This is a genomic window from Chryseobacterium sp. UF-81, assembly GCF_058245105.1.
The window spans coordinates 473,466-493,057 of sequence record NZ_JBSIBX010000001.1; the positions used below are offsets into that span (position 1 = coordinate 473,466).

The 19,592-nt window shown below is 36.9% G+C and carries 19 protein-coding genes; 14 read left to right on the top strand and 5 right to left on the bottom strand.

Going from position 1 to position 19,592, the window contains the following annotated elements:
• The first annotated feature begins 8 nt into the window (after positions 1 to 8).
• Positions 9 to 500 carry a DNA-deoxyinosine glycosylase gene (locus AC4IFE_RS02240; protein WP_490754520.1) on the top strand — a complete coding sequence of 164 codons (492 nt, stop codon included), beginning with the start codon at positions 9 to 11 and terminating at the stop codon, positions 498 to 500.
• Positions 501 to 516: 16 nt separating this feature from the next.
• On the opposite strand, the gene AC4IFE_RS02245 is transcribed toward AC4IFE_RS02240, so the two are convergent.
• From AC4IFE_RS02245 to AC4IFE_RS02260, 4 genes are all read right to left on the bottom strand, one after another.
• Complete coding sequence (locus tag AC4IFE_RS02245) at positions 517 to 1,551, bottom strand: phosphotransferase enzyme family protein (protein WP_490754522.1); 1,035 nt, start codon at positions 1,549 to 1,551, stop codon at positions 517 to 519.
• Positions 1,542 to 2,447: a sugar phosphate nucleotidyltransferase gene (locus AC4IFE_RS02250; RefSeq protein ID WP_490754524.1), complete on the bottom strand. Its 906-nt coding sequence runs from the start codon at positions 2,445 to 2,447 to the stop codon at positions 1,542 to 1,544. Before AC4IFE_RS02250 ends, AC4IFE_RS02245 begins: the two co-directional genes overlap by 10 nt.
• Positions 2,437 to 3,834 carry a Gfo/Idh/MocA family protein gene (locus AC4IFE_RS02255; protein WP_490754526.1) on the bottom strand — a complete coding sequence of 466 codons (1,398 nt, stop codon included), beginning with the start codon at positions 3,832 to 3,834 and terminating at the stop codon, positions 2,437 to 2,439. Before AC4IFE_RS02255 ends, AC4IFE_RS02250 begins: the two co-directional genes overlap by 11 nt.
• Positions 3,835 to 3,988: 154 nt before the next feature.
• Positions 3,989 to 4,681: an AIM24 family protein gene (locus AC4IFE_RS02260; protein WP_490754528.1), complete on the bottom strand. Its 693-nt coding sequence runs from the start codon at positions 4,679 to 4,681 to the stop codon at positions 3,989 to 3,991.
• Between the two features lie 179 nt (positions 4,682 to 4,860).
• On the opposite strand from AC4IFE_RS02260, the gene queA reads away from it, so the two are divergent.
• From queA to AC4IFE_RS02325, 13 genes are all read left to right on the top strand, one after another.
• Complete coding sequence (gene queA, locus AC4IFE_RS02265; protein ID WP_490754530.1) at positions 4,861 to 5,910, top strand: tRNA preQ1(34) S-adenosylmethionine ribosyltransferase-isomerase QueA; 1,050 nt, start codon at positions 4,861 to 4,863, stop codon at positions 5,908 to 5,910.
• 102 nt (positions 5,911 to 6,012) lie between these two features.
• On the top strand, positions 6,013 to 7,047 hold the full coding sequence (rlmN, locus tag AC4IFE_RS02270) for a dual-specificity RNA methyltransferase RlmN (protein ID WP_111954525.1): 1,035 nt from the start codon (positions 6,013 to 6,015) through the stop codon (positions 7,045 to 7,047).
• Positions 7,048 to 7,123: 76 nt separating this feature from the next.
• Complete coding sequence (locus AC4IFE_RS02275) at positions 7,124 to 8,056, top strand: sterol desaturase family protein (RefSeq protein ID WP_490754531.1); 933 nt, start codon at positions 7,124 to 7,126, stop codon at positions 8,054 to 8,056.
• 269 nt (positions 8,057 to 8,325) lie between these two features.
• On the top strand, positions 8,326 to 9,201 hold the full coding sequence (locus AC4IFE_RS02280; RefSeq protein WP_490754533.1) for a hypothetical protein: 876 nt from the start codon (positions 8,326 to 8,328) through the stop codon (positions 9,199 to 9,201).
• Between the two features lie 73 nt (positions 9,202 to 9,274).
• A complete protein-coding gene (locus AC4IFE_RS02285) occupies positions 9,275 to 10,252 on the top strand; it encodes a polyprenyl synthetase family protein (RefSeq protein WP_490754534.1) in 978 nt (325 codons plus the stop codon).
• 304 nt (positions 10,253 to 10,556) lie between these two features.
• The gene (locus AC4IFE_RS02290) at positions 10,557 to 11,186 is read left to right on the top strand and encodes a hypothetical protein (protein WP_490754536.1); all 630 of its coding nucleotides are present in this window, start codon (positions 10,557 to 10,559) and stop codon (positions 11,184 to 11,186) included.
• 343 nt (positions 11,187 to 11,529) lie between these two features.
• Positions 11,530 to 11,757 carry a hypothetical protein gene (locus AC4IFE_RS02295; RefSeq protein ID WP_490754538.1) on the top strand — a complete coding sequence of 76 codons (228 nt, stop codon included), beginning with the start codon at positions 11,530 to 11,532 and terminating at the stop codon, positions 11,755 to 11,757.
• A gap of 408 nt (positions 11,758 to 12,165) precedes the next feature.
• Positions 12,166 to 12,924, top strand: a complete 759-nt coding sequence (locus AC4IFE_RS02300; protein WP_490754540.1) for a hypothetical protein — start codon at positions 12,166 to 12,168, stop codon at positions 12,922 to 12,924.
• A 722-nt stretch (positions 12,925 to 13,646) separates the two neighbouring features.
• Positions 13,647 to 15,131, top strand: a complete 1,485-nt coding sequence (locus tag AC4IFE_RS02305) for a tetratricopeptide repeat protein (RefSeq protein ID WP_490754541.1) — start codon at positions 13,647 to 13,649, stop codon at positions 15,129 to 15,131.
• A 137-nt stretch (positions 15,132 to 15,268) separates the two neighbouring features.
• A complete protein-coding gene (locus AC4IFE_RS02310; RefSeq protein WP_490754543.1) occupies positions 15,269 to 15,907 on the top strand; it encodes a phage tail-like protein in 639 nt (212 codons plus the stop codon).
• A 30-nt stretch (positions 15,908 to 15,937) separates the two neighbouring features.
• Entirely contained in the window at positions 15,938 to 16,843 is a 906-nt protein-coding gene (locus AC4IFE_RS02315; protein WP_490754544.1) for a hypothetical protein, read from the top strand.
• A 417-nt stretch (positions 16,844 to 17,260) separates the two neighbouring features.
• Positions 17,261 to 17,719, top strand: a complete 459-nt coding sequence (locus AC4IFE_RS02320) for a transposase (RefSeq protein ID WP_490754546.1) — start codon at positions 17,261 to 17,263, stop codon at positions 17,717 to 17,719.
• A gap of 311 nt (positions 17,720 to 18,030) precedes the next feature.
• Positions 18,031 to 18,354 carry a helix-turn-helix domain-containing protein gene (locus AC4IFE_RS02325; RefSeq protein ID WP_490754548.1) on the top strand — a complete coding sequence of 108 codons (324 nt, stop codon included), beginning with the start codon at positions 18,031 to 18,033 and terminating at the stop codon, positions 18,352 to 18,354.
• Between the two features lie 214 nt (positions 18,355 to 18,568).
• On the opposite strand, the gene AC4IFE_RS02330 is transcribed toward AC4IFE_RS02325, so the two are convergent.
• Complete coding sequence (locus tag AC4IFE_RS02330) at positions 18,569 to 19,360, bottom strand: hypothetical protein (protein WP_490754550.1); 792 nt, start codon at positions 19,358 to 19,360, stop codon at positions 18,569 to 18,571.
• Positions 19,361 to 19,592: the final 232 nt, after the last annotated feature.

A 19,592-nucleotide genomic window follows, 5' to 3' on the forward strand; every position in this document is an offset into this window, starting at 1 on the left:
ATTTGAGTATGCAAAACAGAATTTCCTCATTTCCGCCAATAATTGATCATCAGTCTGAAATTTTAATTCTGGGCTCAATTCCCGGTGTCAGATCTTTGGAGAAACAACAGTATTATGCGCATCCGCAAAATAAATTCTGGGCTATTATTTTTGAACTGTTCAATGAAAAGTTTACTGAAGATTATACTGAACGGCTGAATATTTTAAAGAAAAATCATATAGCAGTCTGGGATGTCATTGACTCCTGTGAAAGAAAAGGAAGCCTGGATTCTGAGATCAAAAATGAGGAAGCCAACCAAATTGCTGAACTTCTGGAGGAGCATTCCAGCATTAAAGCTATTTTCTGTAATGGAGGGAAATCGTACAAAAACCTGCAGAAGCTTTTAGGGAAAAACTTTAGATTACCCATTTTTCAGCTTCCTTCCACAAGCCCTCTTCATACCGTATCTTTTGATGTAAAATTGGAAGAATGGAAGAAGATTTTAGATTTCTTGAAATAAATTTTGTTCTCGCAGATTAATCATCTTTCAAATATTTTCTCAGCCCTTTTAGCAGCTCCAGCTGATTTCTGGTCCTGTCCAGATTGTGTGCAGCATATTGTGTTGAATAATAAGTACTTCCATTCAGATAATCAGTCAGAAAACGGATTGCCTGAATATAAATAACGGTTTTCGCAGCATAATCAAGGTTTTCAAGCTCTTCAAAAGTCAGTTTATCTTTCAAATACAACAGAAATCCGTCTCTTACGGTTCTGTAAATTTGAGGGTTAAAATTGTTTTCGGCTCTTCCATTGTCCTCATCCAAAGTATTGGTATAAGACCTCGCCATGTCGCCGAAATCATACAGGATTGTGGAAACCGTTACCGTATCCAGATCAATAACAGCCAAGGGTTTTGAATTTTCATCAAAAAGAATATTCCTTACATTAGGATCTCCGTGTACAATTCTTTTGGGCAACAGACCGTTTTTTTCCATTTCAATCCATTTTTGCGGAAGAAAAAGAAGCTCGTTCATTGTCCTGATTTCCAGCTCAGCGTTTTTCAGCAGATCTTCATTTGCATATTGTAAAGAGGCCTGGTAATCCAGGATTCTTTTTTCAAAATTAATAAAATCAGGAATCGGAGGCTGAATATCCGGAAGATGTTCGGGATTGACCATACTTAAAAAACACCCTACAGCCTTTGCCGATTCATAAGCGGTTTTGATATCGGGAATCTTAAATAAAGTCCTCGTATTTTCAATAAAGCTCAGCATTCTCCATGATTCTCCCTCTTCATCTTTCATAATAAAATCACCAGATAAAGCTCTTTTCGGTTTTACCAGCTGCAGCGGATAGTTTTCGTTTTCCAGCATCCCGTTGATCAAAAGATGATTCAGGCTGATGATCTCAGGGAACGGAAAAATCTGAGTATTGATCTTTTGAAGGATGAATTTTTCCTCAGAATCATGGTTTTCCACTAAATAGGTTGTATTGATCAGTCCGTTGGTGATAGGAGTGACCGTACAGTTTTCAGTTCCGGTAAACCCGGTCACAATTTGTTTTAATTCCATAAATCTTCAGGATATCTGTTGTTTTTGATCTCTGATGCCAGAAAATCTTTAATACTGCTTTTATCATCTGCATAGGTTACACCCATCCATTGCGAGGGAGAAACTTTTACCAATACCTTTGCCTTTTTCTCATCAATCATTTTTTGCACGGCAGAAGGAATGTAAAACTCCTGCGTGGGCTCCGGATCCGACTTTATGAAATCATTAAAATACATTTCAAGAGCATCAAAAATTGCCGGATGAAAAATGAAAAAATTCATAGATACCAGCGTATCTGGAGCTATTTCTATATCCTTTGCTTTTTCTGTATATATGATCAGGTTTCCTTTTTTCCGGATAGAAGTCTGTTCCTCTATTTTTACGAGATAACTGTCAGCGTCTAAAGTACATATTCCCCGGGCGACATTTCCATTTCCGCTTAAAGTAGATTCTACCGGATAGGCAGCCATTCCGAACCGCGATCCTGAAATATGGGTATCAATTTCTTCAGCGGCCAGCTGATACGCTTCTTTTCCATAAAAATCATCTGCATTGATCATAACAAAAGGTTCCGGTACTTTACCTTTTGCACAAAGTACGGCATGTCCAGTTCCCCAAGGCTTTTGCCGCTGTGAAATATCAAAATCCTGAGCTAAAAAGCTTTCATTTTCCTGATACACCCAGTGAAGTTGAAAGCCTGCTTTGCCGGATATGGTATTTAATCTGTCAATATAGCTTTGAGGGATCAGCCTGTTCACAATAATAACAACTTTACTGAAACCGGCTTCCAATGCATCATATATGGAATATTCCAGGATAGGTGAGCCGTTATCCAATATTCCGTCTATCTGTTTCAGGCCTTTGTAGCGGCTTCCCAGGCCTCCGGCTAATATGAGCAGTGTTTTTTTAGAATTCATCGGTCATTCCAAATACAGGTTTACGGGTTTTCCATTTTCCGTTGGTGAAATCCGGAATATCAACAGCCTGGCCTCCTTTAGCAATAGATTCTTCGCTCAGCGGAGTGATAGAATACCATAAAGCAAGGTCATACACATCCATAGGGAATTCAATATTTCGTTTGATACATTCGATAAAGGTATTCATTACAAAGAAATCCATTCCGCCATGGCCTGCGCCTGCCGCTGTATCTTCAAATTTTTTCCAGATCGGGTGGTCAAACTCTTTCATCCATTTTTCTGTATTTTCCCACCGGTGGCTGTGATTCATCGTTTTTTCAAAATAAATATGTCCCTGGTTGAAATCTCCCCATCCGAAATCCTGCCACAAGCCTTCCGTTCCCTGTACCCGGAATCCAAGATCATAAGGTCTCTGTAAACTTGTATCATGGGTTAAAAGAATAGTTTCGCCATTGGCACAGGCAATCTGTGTGGTGACAATATCTCCCTGGTTGAATTTTGCTTTGGCATTCGGATGATTTTCGCCGCCTTTAGGATGCTCCACGATATATTTGTGCAGCCCGACAGATTTTGAAGAGAATGATGAAAGCCTCGTCAGGCGGTTGCCACGGTTGATGTCCATCATCACTGCTACAGGCCCCAATCCATGTGTTGGGTAAAGCTCTCCGTTGCGTTTTACATAATGTTCCGTTCTCCAGTGAGCCTCGCTGAAACCTTTCTCCCCGAATTCAGCACCCGAATTGTAGGGCGTAACGCCGTCATTAAAAAGAACCCCTCTCAGATCGTGCTGATAACCGCCCCTTCCGTGAACCAGCTCGCCGAACATCCCTTTACGGACCATATTCAGAACAGCCATGACATCCCTGCGGTAACAAACATTTTCCATCATGAAAATAGGAACTTTTGTTTCTTCATATACCTTTACAAATTCCCAGCAGTCCTGAAGCTTTATTGCTCCGGAAACCTCCATTCCTACGATCTTTTTTGCTCTCATCGCTTCCGTTCCCTGTGGAAGATGCCATTCCCATGGAGTGGCAATAACGACAGCATCTATGGTTTTTAACTTTAAAAGATTCCGATAGTCATAATCACCGTTTGAAAATTCCTGGGCCGCGGATTTATTATTGTCTTTCAGTATTTTCTGAGAAGCCAGAAGCATTCGTTGATCCGGATCTGCAAAAGCTACAATTTCTACGTCACTGCGTTTTGCCAGCAGCTTTACATGTTCCTGCCCGCGGAGTCCTACACCGATAAAACCTACACGGATTTTTTTATCTGATTTGAAATCATTGGAATAGGCAAATAAAGAATTAGGTAAAACCAACGCCCCAAAGCTTGCCAGGGCAGCAGTTTTAATAAAGTTTCTGCGTGAAGAGGTGGTGTCCATTAAAATTTTTTCTTAAATATATTAAAAAGTTGTGGAATAGGCGTATTAGCCCTTGGTTTTGGGCTGTAGATCCGGGAATCTGAGACCCAGTTTGAGCATAAAAACGGCTGTCCAGTTATGAGGAACAGCCGTTTATAATCATCAATTTTTAATATTATTTTTCTGTGAAATATACTTCTTCGTACGGCTGGATCAGTACCCATCCGTTTCCTGAAAACTTCATCTGGAATTCTTCCCCGCTTCCTCTTCCGATAAGACTTTTGAAAGAAACATTGGTTTTCAGATCAGGACTTAAGTTTCCTGACCATGCCACTGTAGCATTAGGATCCGTAAAAACGGGGTTGTCCGGAGTTACCATAAGAGTCAATGGTTCGCCGTGCGTTGTTATGGCGATATGTCCGGTTCCGGAAAGTTTTACCTGGAAAAGACCGCCGGCCATCATTCCGGCAACGCTTTTTAGCATGGTGATATCACTTTTTACAGTCTGTTCGTGGGCAAGAACATCATTTCCGTTCACACAAACCGATTCATTGTTCAGATACAGGATACGTACTTTCTTTCCGGCATCTGCCACATACAGTTTACCGTTTCCTTCAGCTTTCATCAGCTTGCTTCCTTCGCCGCTGATCGCTTTCTTTAAAAGATTGCCGATACCTCCTGCCAGCATTCCCTGTCTTTCGAAATTAATGCCTCCTACATAGCCTACCATACTTCCTCTTTTGGTCCAAACTGCCTGATTGTTGAGGTTGATTTCCAGCATATGAGGAGTTTCCAGCTCAAAATAATCTCTCTGTTGTGGATTTTCTTTAGTTTCGTTGACGAAAGCTTCCAATGAATATTTGCTCATAGTGTAAATTTTTTTAATATTTCCAAAAATAATCTTTTTTTTCGCTCATAGATCACCGTAGAATCCCGGTTTTCAATTTGATTTAAATAATACTTGACAAAGGGGTATTGAATGTTGTATATTTGCACTCCGAAATTACACTTGTAATTTGAATAATTTTTAAACCGTAATTTAAAAAAATGAAAACATCAGATTTTAATTTTGATCTTCCTGCGGAATTATTGGCAGAACACCCATCTGAACACAGAGACGAAGCCAAACTAATGGTTCTTAACAGAAAAACACAGACCATTGAGCATAAGCTGTTTAAAGATGTTGTGGATTATTTCGAAGAGAAAGATCTATTCATTTTCAATAATACTAAAGTTTTCCCTGCACGTCTTTATGGAAATAAGGAAAAAACAGGCGCTAAAATTGAAGTTTTCCTTTTAAGAGAGCTGGATAAAGAAACCAGAGTATGGGATGTTCTTGTAGATCCTGCAAGAAAAATCAGAATCGGTAACAAATTATTCTTTACTGAAGATGAATCTTTGGTAGCTGAGGTGATCGATAATACCACTTCAAGAGGAAGAACATTGAGATTCTTATTCGATGGTTCTTATGACGAATTCAGAACAAAACTGAAGGAATTAGGTGAAACTCCACTTCCAAAATATATCAAAAGAGCCGTAGAGCCGGAAGATGCGGAAAGATACCAGACGATCTATGCAAAAGTTGAGGGAGCGGTTGCTGCCCCTACAGCAGGGCTTCACTTCTCCAAGCATTTGATGAAGAAACTGGAGATCAAAGGAATTGATTTTGCTGAAGTAACGCTTCACGTTGGTTTGGGAACTTTCAACCCGATCGAGGTAGAAGATCTTTCTAAACACAAAATGGAGTCTGAAGAAATCATTATTGATGAGAAAAATGCTGACATCATCAATAAAGCGGTAGATGCCCACAGAAGAGTCTGTGCAGTAGGTACTACAACGATGAGAGCATTGGAAACTTCCGTTTCTTCAAACAAAAAGATTTCTGCATTCAATGGTTGGACGAATAAATTCATTTATCCGCCTCACGATTTTGGAGTAGCCAATTCAATGATCACCAACTTCCACACGCCGAAATCAACATTACTGATGATGATTGCTGCGTTTGCCGGAAAAGATTTCATCATGCATGCTTATGAAGAAGCCGTAAAAGAAAAGTATAAATTCTATTCTTATGGTGACGCCATGCTTATTTTGTAATTAATTTTAAATTATAGATTATAAATTTTAGATTGAGTCCCCAACTTCTGTAAAGGATTTTAATCTAAAATTTATAATTTAAAATCTATAATCACTACTATTTTGAAAGATATCCGCGTTTTATCACTAGACCAGCTTAAAGACTATTTTTTGACTTTAGGGGAAAAACCGTTTCGTGCGAAGCAGGTTTATGACTGGTTATGGAGTAAAAACCTCCATTCGATTGATGAAATGACGAATCTTTCGAAATCTCTCCGCGAAAAAATTTCCGAAGAATATACCATTAATCCTGTCTCTGTAGATCAGCTTCAGAGAAGTACAGACGGAACCATCAAAAACGGGGTGAAACTTCACGACGGTCTGCTGGTGGAATCTGTTCTTATTCCTACAGAAACAAGAACGACGGCCTGCGTTTCGTCCCAGGTTGGATGTTCATTAAACTGCGAATTCTGTGCAACGGCAAGGCTCAAAAGAATGAGAAATCTCGAAGTAGCAGAGATCGTAGACCAGGTGGCTCTGATTGACAGCCAAAGTAAAATGTATTTCAACAGACCGCTTTCCAATATCGTTTTTATGGGAATGGGAGAGCCGATGATGAATTACAAAAATGTAGTGGAAGCCATCAGAAAAATTACCCAGCCGGAAGGTCTGGGCATGTCACCAAGAAGAATTACCGTTTCTACATCCGGAATTCCAAAGATGATCAAAATGCTGGCAGACGATGAGCTCCGTGTAAAACTGGCACTTTCGCTTCACTCTGCTATTGAGTCCAAACGGAACGAGATTATGCCTTTCTCGGATAAATTCCCATTGACGGATATCATGGAGGCGCTTCAGTATTGGTATCAGAAAACAGGCTCTGTCATTACTTTTGAATACTGTGTATGGAAAGGTATTAATGATGGGGATGAAGATATCAAAGCGCTGATCAGATATTGCAAACAGGTTCCTTCCAAAGTGAATCTGATTCAATATAACCCTATCGGGGACGGAAAATATGACCAATGCAACAAGCAGGCAGAAGAAAATTATGTACGCCAGTTGGAAAATGCAGGAATCACTGTAATGATCAGAAAAAGCCGTGGTGGAGACATCGATGCGGCCTGTGGGCAGCTTGCCAATAAAACAGCTGATTAAAATTTCCTTAAAAAAACGAAAAATTTCCTTAAAAATTTCCTAAAATCCTACCTTTACATAAAGTAAAAAGTTTACTATGGACTTCTTTATGGGCGAGGACGGTTTGGAGAACGTTTACGCATGGGCTATTCCGTTTCATGCTGCCGTTATTTTGGCTGAAATGATTTACAGTCATGTTTCTGAAGCAAAGCTGTACAACGGAAAAGATGTAGCCACGAGCGTATATCTTGCCTTAATGAATTTCGGGCTGGACCTGGTCATGAAGGCTTTTGCCATGGGAGTTATGTTTTTCTTTTACAATCACAGGCTTTTTACCTGGGATTTTACCGTTTGGTACTGGCTCATCTGTTTTACCATCACAGATTTTGCCTATTATGTGCTGCATTATGTGGATCATCACTCCAGAGCGTTCTGGGCGGTTCATATTACCCACCACAATTCAGAGTATTTTAACCTTACAACAGGATTCAGAAGTCCCGTACTGCAACCGCTTTACCGGTATCTTTATTTTTCGCCGCTTGCTTTTTTAGGCTTTAATCCGTGGCATATTATGGTGGTTTATGCCATTGGGCAGGTGTATGGAACATGGGTGCATACACAGACTGTAAAAAAACTGGGAATCCTGGAATATATTCTGGTAACTCCTTCACATCATAGGGTACATCATGCCTGTAACATCAAATATCTGGACAGAAATATGGGTATGTGCCTCATCATCTGGGATAAAATATTCGGAACTTTCGAAAAAGAAGATCCGGATGTACCCGTAAAATATGGAATTTATCCAAAAATGCCGGACAATAAGCCAGACACTGTTCTTCTTTATGAATGGAGAAAAATCTGGAAAGACATCAGACAGCCGGGACTGAAATTTTCCGACCGCATCAATTATATTTTTAATTCTCCAGGTTGGAGACATGATGGTACGGGAAAAACAGTAAGACAATATCAGAAAAATTATTTAAAAAGCCAGGCTAAAAAACAGAAACAAAAAGCAGAATCAGCATGATGTATTCATGATATGTATTTATATCTTAATTACAAAAACGCAATTTTTTTAACACGTTAGTTTATTTTAAGTTACTAATGCATATAGTAGAGAAGTACACTTAGGTTTTTGAAAATTACCGGTCTTTATTCCGACAACTAGAAATCGTAGTACCCAAATTCCCCTCCTTTGGTGGGGTGGCGAAAATTCAAAGAATTTTTGACGGGGTGGTTCTTAAACAAAATATATCTCAACTTTCCCAATCATCCGCAAACATTTACCTTTGCCTTATGAAAAAACTCCTTCTTTTTACTGCTATTGTCATTTTTCAATCTTCGTTTTCGCAACAGACAGACTTCTTGAAAATAAGGAAATACAGAGTCGGTTATTTAGAGGATAAAATTCAGGAAACATCAGGGCTGAGTATTCTGAACGGTAAGCTGTATACATTCAATGACAGCGGCAATGCTCCGGAACTTTTTGAACTGGATGAAGCTTCGGGCAATATCAGAAATACATTCACAATCAATGCTAAAAACAAAGACTGGGAGGCTTTGACTAATGACGGAAAGAACTTTTATATTGGAGATATCGGAAATAACGGGGGAACCAGAAGAGATCTGGAAATTTATAAATTACCTTTTATGAATGAACCCAAGAACGATTCCATTACGAAAATATCGTTTTATTATCCGGAACAGACAGAATTCATTCCAAAATATACTGCCAATGATTTTGATGCGGAAGCGATGATCTATCTCAATGGAAAGCTGCACCTGTTTACCAAAGAATGGAAATCAAAATCAACTTCCCATTATATCATTGATCCTGAGATATCCGAACCGCAGAAAGCAGAAAGAACAGAATCTTACAAAACCAACTTTGTGGTAACCGATGCTGCTTATTTTGACAGAAAGCTGTATCTGGTAGGCTATACCAAGAAAACGGAAGTCTTTCTTAATATTTTTACGGAAACGGAATCCGGCATTTTTTTTAAAGAAAAGCCAAAGCATTATTATCTGGGCAGTGCTTTGGCAGTAGGTCAGATTGAAGGTATTGCAGTTAATGAATCAGGAATCTATATTTCAGGGGAAAAATTCAGGTCTGGATTGGGAAGTGCACAGCCTTCACTTTATTTTATTCCAAATGAAGAACTCAGAGATTAATTTTGTCCTGAAATTGCGTGAAAAAAATTATCTTTGTGAGAATTAATTAGTATTTACCTTTCATTCACAGATTTTGGCAAACATCGTAGAAGAAATCAAACGACCGATCAATGAGGAAATGAAGCTTTTCGAGCAGAAGTTTTATGAATCGATGCAGAGCAAAGTGCCTTTATTGGATAAAGTAACCCGTTTTATTGTTACTACTAAAGGAAAACAGATGCGTCCTATGTTCGTATTCCTTTGCGCAAAGCTGATAGGTGACGTTAATGAAAAAACCTACCGCGGAGCCTCCATGATCGAGCTGATCCACACCGCAACTCTTGTACATGATGATGTGGTGGATGAAAGCTTTAAGCGACGTAATTTCTTTTCAATCAACGCTTTATGGAAAAATAAAATTGCGGTTTTGGTAGGAGATTATCTTTTGTCAAAATCCGTATTGCTTTCCACAGACCATAAGGATTATGATCTTTTAGGTGTTATTTCAAGAACTATCCGTGAAATGTCCGAAGGTGAGCTTTTGCAACTTGAAAAAGCCAGGAAGCTGGATATTACCGAAGATGTTTATTATGAGATTATCCGCCAGAAGACTGCGACACTGATTGCGGCTTGCTGTGAAATTGGTGTTCTCTCCAATAATGCAGATGAAACTCTGGCCAAAAAGATGATGAATTTCGGGACCTATACCGGGATGGCTTTCCAGATCAAGGATGACCTTTTTGATTATCTGAGTTCCAATGTCATCGGGAAACCTGTAGGAATTGATATTAAAGAGCAAAAAATGACTCTTCCTTTGATCCATACTTTAAAAATAGCCGGCGAAAAAGAGCGTAAATATTACTTCAATACCATCAAACGTTACAATAACGATCCGAAACGGGTTAAGGAGCTTATAGACTTTGTCAAAAATTCCGGAGGTATGGATTATGCCATAAAAGTAATGAAAGATTTCCAACAGAAGGCTAAAGATATTCTTAATGAATTTCCGGATTCTGAGCCTAAGAAATCATTACATCTTATGCTGGATTATGTGATCGAGCGAAAGTTCTGATCCAAATTAAAAATCACTTTTCCATTTTCTTTTCCCTGTCTTAATTTTCTTATTGACTGTTTACATCATTGTTTGTAACGGGAACTTCTGCTTTTCCAATTGTAGAGATTTATTTTCTCACGATTCTTCCACTTTGTTTCTACTGCATTTGTATAATTTTCATTTAAACATATTGGTTATTAGTGTGTTATTTATTTTTGATTAAATACGTATCCAATACGAATCATCTTTTGATAGGACTGTGAAGGTCCTTTCCTAGCTTTGCAGCAAATAGAATAAATAACAAATATAGACAATGAAAAAAATGAAACAATTAATGTTAGCAGGGGTAGCGGGTATTTCTTCACTGATGTTCTCTCAGGTAGGTATCAATACGCAACAACCTACTGAAACACTGGATGTGAATGGTAATGCGAGGTTCAGACTCGTTCCAGATGTTCAGAAAGACGCACTGATGTACAGGTTAGGAGTCAATGAGCTTGGAGTGCTTGCCAAAGAAACTTCTATTTCATCTTATAATACGTATCTGGGATTTAGTCCTATGGCTCCTACCCATACCCAAACCATCCCTTTAACTCTAGAAAACGGATATCTTACTAAAATTACAGGAACATCTGTGGGGGCATGTAATGGAGTAATGGTGGATTTTACAATTTATTTTATAGGGACGTCCTACTTAGGGGCTACATTACAGGGAAGAGCGACACAAGGCACAACCTCATATTCTGCAGTTACTTTAGCAAGCAACCAGTCTGTTTTTGGACAACCACTTGAAAAACTGGCAAATGCCTCTGGATGTAGTGCTGGATCAGGACATACGCTGACCTATGCTAATGGTCAGATTAGCGATTCTTTTGATGACAAGCCTACTTATTTTCCTAATGCCGGATTATTTGTTATTTATACTATTGATAAAGTAAAGCAGACTAATTAAGTGGAAATCAAAATAGATAAAAACAAAAGGATTAATCTGAGGATTTTTTTGTTGTTGCCGTCGCAAAAAATATGAGATATGTTGTCCCTACAATAGTAGTATGTAATTATTAACTACAGATTTTGCAATATGATCATAAAAAAAATCTCTAAAAACTTTTCAATGATGATAAAGAATGCTAATTCCATAAGTTATCTGAAGAAAATCAGTTTCCCTGCTGGTTTTCTTTTTGTCAATTTCCGTACTCTTTTGTATTGTAGCTGATATGGGCTATATGTAAGTAATTAAAAACAGATTATTAAAAAAAATAAAAATTTACAGTTATAAATTAAACAAACACATCATGAAAAAAGAATTTAATCTTATAATAAAAGCAGTACAGAGTTTAAGAAAGCTAGCTGTAGAAATCAAATCGACGAATCAAGAAATTCGGACTAGTAATAATCAAATAAGACTGAATATTGGTGAACGAGGAAAATTAATTGCGTCTACCATCAACAATATGGTTGTTAATGTGTGGTTGAGAGAGATGGATTTTTATAAAATAAAAATTAAGCAGTCCCAATATTAGGGGTTATTGGTAAATAACCTATATTAGCCTTTATATTTTATGATCAATAAAATTATTTCCATGCCTATTCTTCTTATGCTATCATCGGGCGAAAGTTCTGATGCCAAATTAAAAAATCACTTTTCCATTTTCTTTTCCCTGTTTTAGTTTTTTATTCACAGTTTACGTCATTGTTTGTAACGGAAACTTCTGCTTTTCCAATTGTAGAGATTTATTTTCTCACGATTCTTCCACTTCATTTCTACTGCATTCGTTTAGTTTTTTCTTTTAAAGTTTTGTTTTTTAGTATGTTATTTCCTTTTATTTTAATACGTATCTAATACGTATTGTCTTATTGTAGGTTTGCGATGTCCTTTTATTAGCTTCGCAGCAAATAAAATATAGACAATGAAAAAAATGAAAAAATTAATGGCTATAGGTGCAGCCGGTATCTCCTCAGTTATGTTTGCTCAAGCTGGTAATGTAGGGATTAACACGACAACTCCTCAAAAAATGTTGCATGTCAATGGATCGTTACAGGTCGTGAATGAGCTGAATGTAGGAGGAGATGCTTCTACGGCCGGGTCGCCGGGGATTGCCGGGCAGGTGCTCAAGTCTAACGGACCAGGTACTGCTCCTACATGGCAAAACCTTGCAGGGGTTCCCAGTTCTACAGGAACGGTCATTGCAGTGAATGGACAATTTTTGGTGGCGCAGGAAATTATTGTACAAATGACTTCCGATTTTACTGTTTTTGGCACTAATGGAGGTATTCCGGTTGCCATAGGAAGTTTAAATAATGAAATTGTAGATAATGAAAACCTGTATACAGGCTCACCGTCAACTAATTCATTTAAAGTTGCTGCTGATGGAGTATATCAGGTAATCATGAATGGACAGTTAACAACAACTAATGAAGGTACTACACCTACCGCTCCAGTGTTAGGTATATGGGACGATACAATTGGTGGTTGGGTAGCACGTGTTAATGATGTTTATATGTCTGGAAGTGCAGCTAATGGTGTAAGTTTACAAACTTATACTTTGATTACCTCTATTCCTATGGTAGCTTCTCATACATATTCTTTCAGATTACATAATACAAAAGATGTGACTATCAGGTATTTAAGTTCAGGCAGTACAGGTTCAGGTCCTATTACTCAAATGTCTGTAAAACGATTAAAATAAGAATTATTAGAATAATATTCTAAAAAAATTTAATAAATGATGAAAAGATAAAATGTAGTGGCCATCTAAAGAAAATCAGTTTCCCTGCTGATTTTCTTTTTTCTGGAGAAAATTTGTTAATATCATGGTTGTCTTCTATATATAGTTTCTTTGATTTAGTTGCAATATGTTGCTTATCAATCAATATTTTTTATTTTTCTTCACCCTGTCTTGATTTTTATGAGAGTTTAGATCATGATTGGTAACAAGAATCTATGTTTTTTCAATTTTAAAGATTTAGTTCTTGTGATTTTACACTGCATTTCTACTGCATTTGAATGATTATTTATTTTAAAATATTGATTTTTAATATTTTATTTCTTTTATTTCAATACGTATCCAATACGTACTGCCCTATACTAGGACTGCAGAGTTCCTTTCTTAGTTTTGCAGCAACAGAATGAAAACAACATAAACAATGAAAAAATTAATGGTAACAGCTGCAGCCGGTATCTGCTTGCTTAAGTTCACTCAAGTAGGTATTAATACACAACAATCTACGGAAATACTGGATATAAATGGTACCATAAGAGTACATTCAATAGTATATCTCCTATTACTGCTTCCAATTATAATACAGCTTTCATTAGAGAACAGGATTTTTTATAAAAGAGAAATTAAACAGTCTCAATATTTTGGATTATTTGTAAATCTGATATATTAGTCTTCATATTTTATCACCAATGAAATTATCCTTTTATCTGTTCTTTCTTACGTTATCAGTTTTTGTTTCCGGTCAGTCCAGATCCGAAATGCAAAGGGTAGACAGCCTGCTGGATGTTTCAGCAGAGCTGGCTTACCAGGACCAGCCGGTTGCTGCCATAAAGACCGCCCGCCAGGCTTTGGCCTTGGCAAAAGAAAAAAAATATTCCAAGGGGATAGCCGAGGGAAATATTTATATTGCCTATCCTTTATTATATCTTAATATGTATAATGAAAGCTTAAAGTATGCTAAAATAGGGGAGAAGTATATTCCTGAAAATGATTATACTTTGAAGGCAGATATCAAAAACATCCTTGCCAGCATATATAGAGAAATGAAGCTCTATGACAAAGCAAAGGAAGAGTTTTTAGAAAAAATAAAGCTCTCCCATAAAATTCCGGACGAAGAGTATCGGTTAGAATACCTGAATATTTCTTATCTAAAACTCGGAAGCCTGTATGGAGATAAAAATGATATTGACTCCAGCCTATATTATCATCGGCTTTGTATTGCAGGGTATGAAAAGCAAAGCAAAATACAGAAAGATTTTAACCATTATAGCTTCAGTTCAGCTCACATTAGCTTGGCCATCTTATTCTTAAAACAGAAAAAAGTAGATTCTGCAGAAGTACATATTCATAGCGCAGCGCAGATACTGGAAAAATGCCACCATCCTAATAAGAAATACCTTTGGTATGCATCAGGAAAGCTTGCTTATGAAAAGAAAGAATACGAAAAGGCCTTGCATTTTATAAATGAAGCCATCCGATATAACAAAAAACAAAACCATTCAGCAGATATAAAGGATCAATATCAACTTCTCGCGGAAGTTTATGCTGCTATGAACAGACCTGAAAAGGAAAAAGAATACCTGAATAAATATATAAAGCTAAATGACAGCCTTACCCGGGAAAATGCAAAGATTATGGATTTTGTCATTCATAATATCCTTGATGAAAAGGACGATGAGCAGAGAAAGCAGACGAATAAGGTCTGTTTGCTGGTCAGTATTTCTATATTAATCATTCTTCTTTGCATATACCTGGCTTATAAGGTAGTGCTGAATGATAAAAAAGCTAGAGAATCCGAGCTTATGGAAAAAGAGCAGCGTCTTCTGGAGAAAGAGCAAGAGGCAAAAGAAATGCAGAAAAAGATCAATAATTGCTTTGAAGAAGTTGTTTACTTGGCTAAAGAAAATCATCCTGAATTTTTTATCCGTTTTCAGGAAGTTTACCCTGAGTTCGTAAGCAGGCTGCTTTTAACTTCTCCCGGATTGAAAACTACTGAGCTTAAATTCTGCACTTTTTTATTTCTTAATTTTTCTACCAAGGATATTGCCGAATTTACCTTTACCTCACCCCGAACCGTTCAGACCCGCAAATATAATATCCGTAAAAAGCTGAATATTCCTGCACGGACTGATATTTATCTCTGGATTCAAAATATGGGAAACTCAGAACAATAATTCCGGCCCGTTGTTTTGTGTTGAAAGACAGGGTTTTGCGATCTTTTTATGATGCTTAAGTATCTAATACGTAGCATTTTGTAGCAAGGGTATTAAGAATATTTTGTCCTTTTGTAGGGAAATAAAAAATCCAAGTAATGAACAAATTATTTTTATTATCCATGTGGTTTTCTTCCACAGCAGTTTATTCTCAGGTGGGAATTAATACAACAAATCCCCAGGCTACACTAGACATTCAGTCGAAAAATGTATCGGGGACAACGAAGAATATTGACGGGTTACTGATTCCCAGGGTGGACAGGGAAAGGGCACTGAATATGTCCCAGGTTAAGCATTCCACACTTATCTATGTTAATGAAATCACTACAGGTTCGGCTACCGGACAGGCTTCTGATGTTGACTCGGTTGGTTTCTATTATTTTGATGAGTCTTTAGGTAAATGGGTGAAGTTGAATGGAGGAAGCACAACTGTTCCACAGGCTCCATTCAAAGTAATGACTAACCTTTCTTCCGGCAGTTTTGATATGTCGGCAAATAATAACCAGCAGGGTATTAATTTTTTTGAATTCAGCATTTCAAATGGGAATCTCTTAATGCCTCTGGCAAATGCTTACAAGGACAGAACCGTCTCAATAAGGAATAGTGCTGATGCAGCATTTGGATTTACATTCCAGGAAGCATATAATACCAACCAGATAGCAGTTTCTTTACTGACAACAAGATCTATCCTGTTTCATAGTGATGGGATCAGATGGTATCAGATAGCAGGATTTTAAATTATAATTAATCAAAAAAATAAATAACAAATGAAGAAAATAATATCATGCATTATCCTTATGCTTGCATTTTACTCTGTAAAGGCGCAGATTGGGACCAATCAGAATGTTGAAAATACACTATCGAATTCCAATTTTTTTATGGATGCAAGTAAATTTAACAATTATGAGAACAATATTGGAAAAGGACTGGGATTTCCCAGAGTTGATCTTACGAAGTTTAAGTTTGATGTGTCAGTCATCAATAATGTTCAGATATTATCAGATTTTGATGGAATGATGGTTTATAACTACGGTACCGGAAATACCATGATAAATGAAGGGAAGCAGGTAGCTGTAACGCCCGGGTTTTACTATTTTTCCAATCCTGCAGCCTCCGGAACTATAAGTAACGGAAAATGGGTACGCTTGATTACAGATGGTTTTGTATCTGACCTTAAGATTCCATCGAACGTTTTGTATGCCAGAGGAACTTCTACCTCATGGAAGACAGGCTCCAATACAGTGAATCCACTTTGGTTTGAAGCAACGGATCATATCAATAATGAATATATCACCAGAGTGGATCCGGGAAAATTTATGGTGAATAAAACGGGTTTATATACCTTCGATGTGCGGGCAAGCTTTTCAGATATTCCTGAGAAAGAGCTTAATGTTGCTTCATCAGGTATACCACAAGTTTACGTAAATATGTTTCAGAAATTAGCAGATTACGTGTCTGGAACTAAAGGTATAGGAATGGGGTTGACTGCAGGAAATGTAAATATAAACTTTGAAGGAAGCAGACGGAGAGATTCAAGCGGATCCACTTTTATAGCCACAACAATCAAATTAAATGCAGGAGATACTTTTAATCTGGCAACAGCGATGGCTAAAAGCGGATACTACAGAGAAGCGGGCTGTCATGTTTCCGTAATGTATACTGCAGTACCATAGTTCAAAAGATTCTAAAAACCAAATAAATGATGAGGAATGGCATAATGCAGAGGCAATCTAAAGAAAATCAGTTTCCCTGCTGATTTTCTTTTTTGAAATTCTATGATCTTGCTGACTAACATTACTTTAGTAAATAATAGAGTAAATGTTTAGTGTTGTTAACCTGAGTTCGGGATTTTAATAAGGTAAGGAAGCCTGAAGCTGGAAGAGGGAAGTTATTAAGGTCGTGAAAAATAACGATACTCCGGTTTTATCAATTTTTTTAAGACTCATTAATTCAATTTTAAGAAACTATCAGCCCAATAGTAACTTCAAGCCTCCCTCTTCCAGCTTCCGGCACATTAATCTTAATTTTCTTATCCCGAACTCTCAGGTGTTGTTAATATTTAAAGAAATTAAAAATAAAAAATTATTGATATGAGTCATAGCTTAAAAAACATTCATATAGGGTCATTAATTAAACAGAAAACCATTGAGCTTGATATGGAAACTTCCCGCATCTGTAATTTCATGAAATGCAGTGTGGAAGAGGTGGAAGAAATGTTCCTGCAGAAAGATTTGCCAACAAATATTTTGTTGAGTTGGAGTAAATTGCTGGAATATGATTTCTTCAGACTCTATACCCAATACCTGATATTATTCTCACCTCCATCTAAAAGGAGTACAGGCGAAGTTGAAAAAAATGTTTCCCAGCTGCCCCGATTTAGAAAAAATATCTATACAGCAGAAGTCATTGGTTTTATTTTAGAGCTCATCAATTCACGTGAAAAAACAAAAAAACAGATTATAGATGAATACCGGATTCCTAAAACCACACTTTATAAATGGATAGCAAAATATAATAAAAACCAGCAAATAAGGAAGAAAGCAGAATGAGATTAGCCCATTTCATAGGTGCAATAACAGAAATAAGTTTTTAATAAAATGAGTAGGTTAAGAGATTTCTGTTTTTAATAAGTAAAGAAGCCGGGAGCTGGGAGAGGGAAGTGAGTTGAGGTTGAAAAAGCCACTTACAACCCGTAATTTATTATTTTTTTTAAGACTGCTTCATCAAATTTTACGACAACATCAGAGATTGTAAGGCTAATAGTAACTTCCAGCCTCTCTCTTCCAACTTCCAGCCTATTATACTTAATCTTTTTATCCCGAATTCAGGTTAAATAATGAATTAATAATTTTAATACAATATGAATAATATAGCCCCAAATTATAAGTTAATTTACGAAGATATTATTTCAAAAAAATATCCTCACAAAAGGTCTGCATGTCAGGGTATACTGGGTAAGAAGGAATTGTCCAGTTTGGATATCATCAAGGTAAACAATATTATTTTTGATAATACAAATGCTGAAACATTTAAATTTAATCAAAAATTGCGTTCTTATAGCAAGCCTACAGTACTGCAAATATTAGACTATCAGAAAGCAAATAAATTAAATAATACGCAGCTAGCAGAAGAATTTAATCTTAGCAGAAATACAATAGGTAAATGGAAGAAAAGTTTCCGCTAATCATTAATAAAATTTAATACATTAAAACGAAAAAATACTTCCTGGTAACCGAAAAAATAACCAACATGTGGTCATCAGGTACAGAATTCCCAAAACTGCTTTATATAATTGACCAGTAAAATACGTGCAAAAAGTATAATGATGTGAAATGTCATATCATCAGAGAACAGCCTGAACGTTTTGTATGTTCAGGCTGTTTTTCTCTAATTAAATTTTATATTTTCTGGATGGTAACATTCGTTACGTTACCGCTTCCGGTACTTCCCGTTTCAGTCGCTAAAACAGTGGCATTTTGATTGGGAGCTGCCGTAAAACGAACCTGATAACCGGCTGTCGGTATAATCAGTAATGTAGTGTAATTCATTAATTCTCCAACACTTCCAGAGTTAGCAACAGCGTTATAATGGCTCCCTCTTCCTAAATAATCCGCATCCGGAACAGGTCTTATCCCTAGCAGCAATTGTGTCCCGGCCGGCATATTTGTGAAACTTGCCTGTAAGGTCACCAGATAATTCCCTGCCTGATTAAATGTTAAAACACCAGTTGTGTTGCTATAGCTGTAATAAGGAGAAGTGGCCAGCGGTGTAGAGAATACTAAAGTAGTAATGGTAGCAGTCGTCAAACTTTGATTAGCTGTAAGGCGGGCATGGAATAAAGAATATGAATTAAAATTGATAGTTTTCAAAACTCCGTTTGCATCAGCAACAACAACTCTGTCTGTACCTCCGACCCCAATATTAGAATTGATGTTGCGGATTCGTGCATTTCCTGAAGCTATATCTAGCTTGTCTGTTGGATTTGTGGTCCCAATCCCAACATTTCCAACATTGGTTACAACAAAATCATTAGTCTGTTGTGTGGCAGAAGGCACACCTGACAGCGGATTGTCTTTTGCAGCGTCAACATGAAAACTGGCTTGGGGATTGTTTGTGTTTATGCCTATTTGTGCATAGATAATACCCGACGTTAAAAAAACGCCAAGAAGCGAAATAATTCTTTTTTGCATCGATTTAATTTTTTTCTTGTGTATGTTAAATTATCTAACATCTCATCTTACTATCAAATTTTATACCGTTAAAGGGAAAATAATTAACAATATGATAAATTTTAGCTTTTTTAGGAGTTAAATTTTACAGAATATGCAAAATATTTCTAATAAATTAAATAATATGCAGCGAGCAGGAAGATTTAATGTTGGCAGAAATGCAGTGAATGAAAGAAAATGTTCATTTTTAAAC

What these genes read in the sequence shown, in the direction of transcription:
- AC4IFE_RS02310 (WP_490754543.1), top strand. Translation starts at nt 15,269, where the DNA reads ATGAACAAATTATTTTTATTATCCATGTGGTTTTCTTCCACAGCAGTT.
- AC4IFE_RS02260 (WP_490754528.1), bottom strand. Translation starts at nt 4,681, where the DNA reads ATGAGCAAATATTCATTGGAAGCTTTCGTCAACGAAACTAAAGAAAAT.
- AC4IFE_RS02315 (WP_490754544.1), top strand. Translation starts at nt 15,938, where the DNA reads ATGAAGAAAATAATATCATGCATTATCCTTATGCTTGCATTTTACTCT.
- AC4IFE_RS02275 (WP_490754531.1), top strand. Translation starts at nt 7,124, where the DNA reads ATGGACTTCTTTATGGGCGAGGACGGTTTGGAGAACGTTTACGCATGG.
- queA (WP_490754530.1), top strand. Translation starts at nt 4,861, where the DNA reads ATGAAAACATCAGATTTTAATTTTGATCTTCCTGCGGAATTATTGGCA.
- AC4IFE_RS02320 (WP_490754546.1), top strand. Translation starts at nt 17,261, where the DNA reads ATGAGTCATAGCTTAAAAAACATTCATATAGGGTCATTAATTAAACAG.
- AC4IFE_RS02290 (WP_490754536.1), top strand. Translation starts at nt 10,557, where the DNA reads ATGAAACAATTAATGTTAGCAGGGGTAGCGGGTATTTCTTCACTGATG.
- AC4IFE_RS02240 (WP_490754520.1), top strand. Translation starts at nt 9, where the DNA reads ATGCAAAACAGAATTTCCTCATTTCCGCCAATAATTGATCATCAGTCT.
- AC4IFE_RS02330 (WP_490754550.1), bottom strand. Translation starts at nt 19,360, where the DNA reads ATGCAAAAAAGAATTATTTCGCTTCTTGGCGTTTTTTTAACGTCGGGT.
- AC4IFE_RS02250 (WP_490754524.1), bottom strand. Translation starts at nt 2,447, where the DNA reads ATGAATTCTAAAAAAACACTGCTCATATTAGCCGGAGGCCTGGGAAGC.
- AC4IFE_RS02280 (WP_490754533.1), top strand. Translation starts at nt 8,326, where the DNA reads ATGAAAAAACTCCTTCTTTTTACTGCTATTGTCATTTTTCAATCTTCG.
- AC4IFE_RS02300 (WP_490754540.1), top strand. Translation starts at nt 12,166, where the DNA reads ATGGCTATAGGTGCAGCCGGTATCTCCTCAGTTATGTTTGCTCAAGCT.
- AC4IFE_RS02245 (WP_490754522.1), bottom strand. Translation starts at nt 1,551, where the DNA reads ATGGAATTAAAACAAATTGTGACCGGGTTTACCGGAACTGAAAACTGT.
- AC4IFE_RS02325 (WP_490754548.1), top strand. Translation starts at nt 18,031, where the DNA reads ATGAATAATATAGCCCCAAATTATAAGTTAATTTACGAAGATATTATT.
- AC4IFE_RS02255 (WP_490754526.1), bottom strand. Translation starts at nt 3,834, where the DNA reads ATGGACACCACCTCTTCACGCAGAAACTTTATTAAAACTGCTGCCCTG.
- AC4IFE_RS02295 (WP_490754538.1), top strand. Translation starts at nt 11,530, where the DNA reads ATGAAAAAAGAATTTAATCTTATAATAAAAGCAGTACAGAGTTTAAGA.
- AC4IFE_RS02305 (WP_490754541.1), top strand. Translation starts at nt 13,647, where the DNA reads ATGAAATTATCCTTTTATCTGTTCTTTCTTACGTTATCAGTTTTTGTT.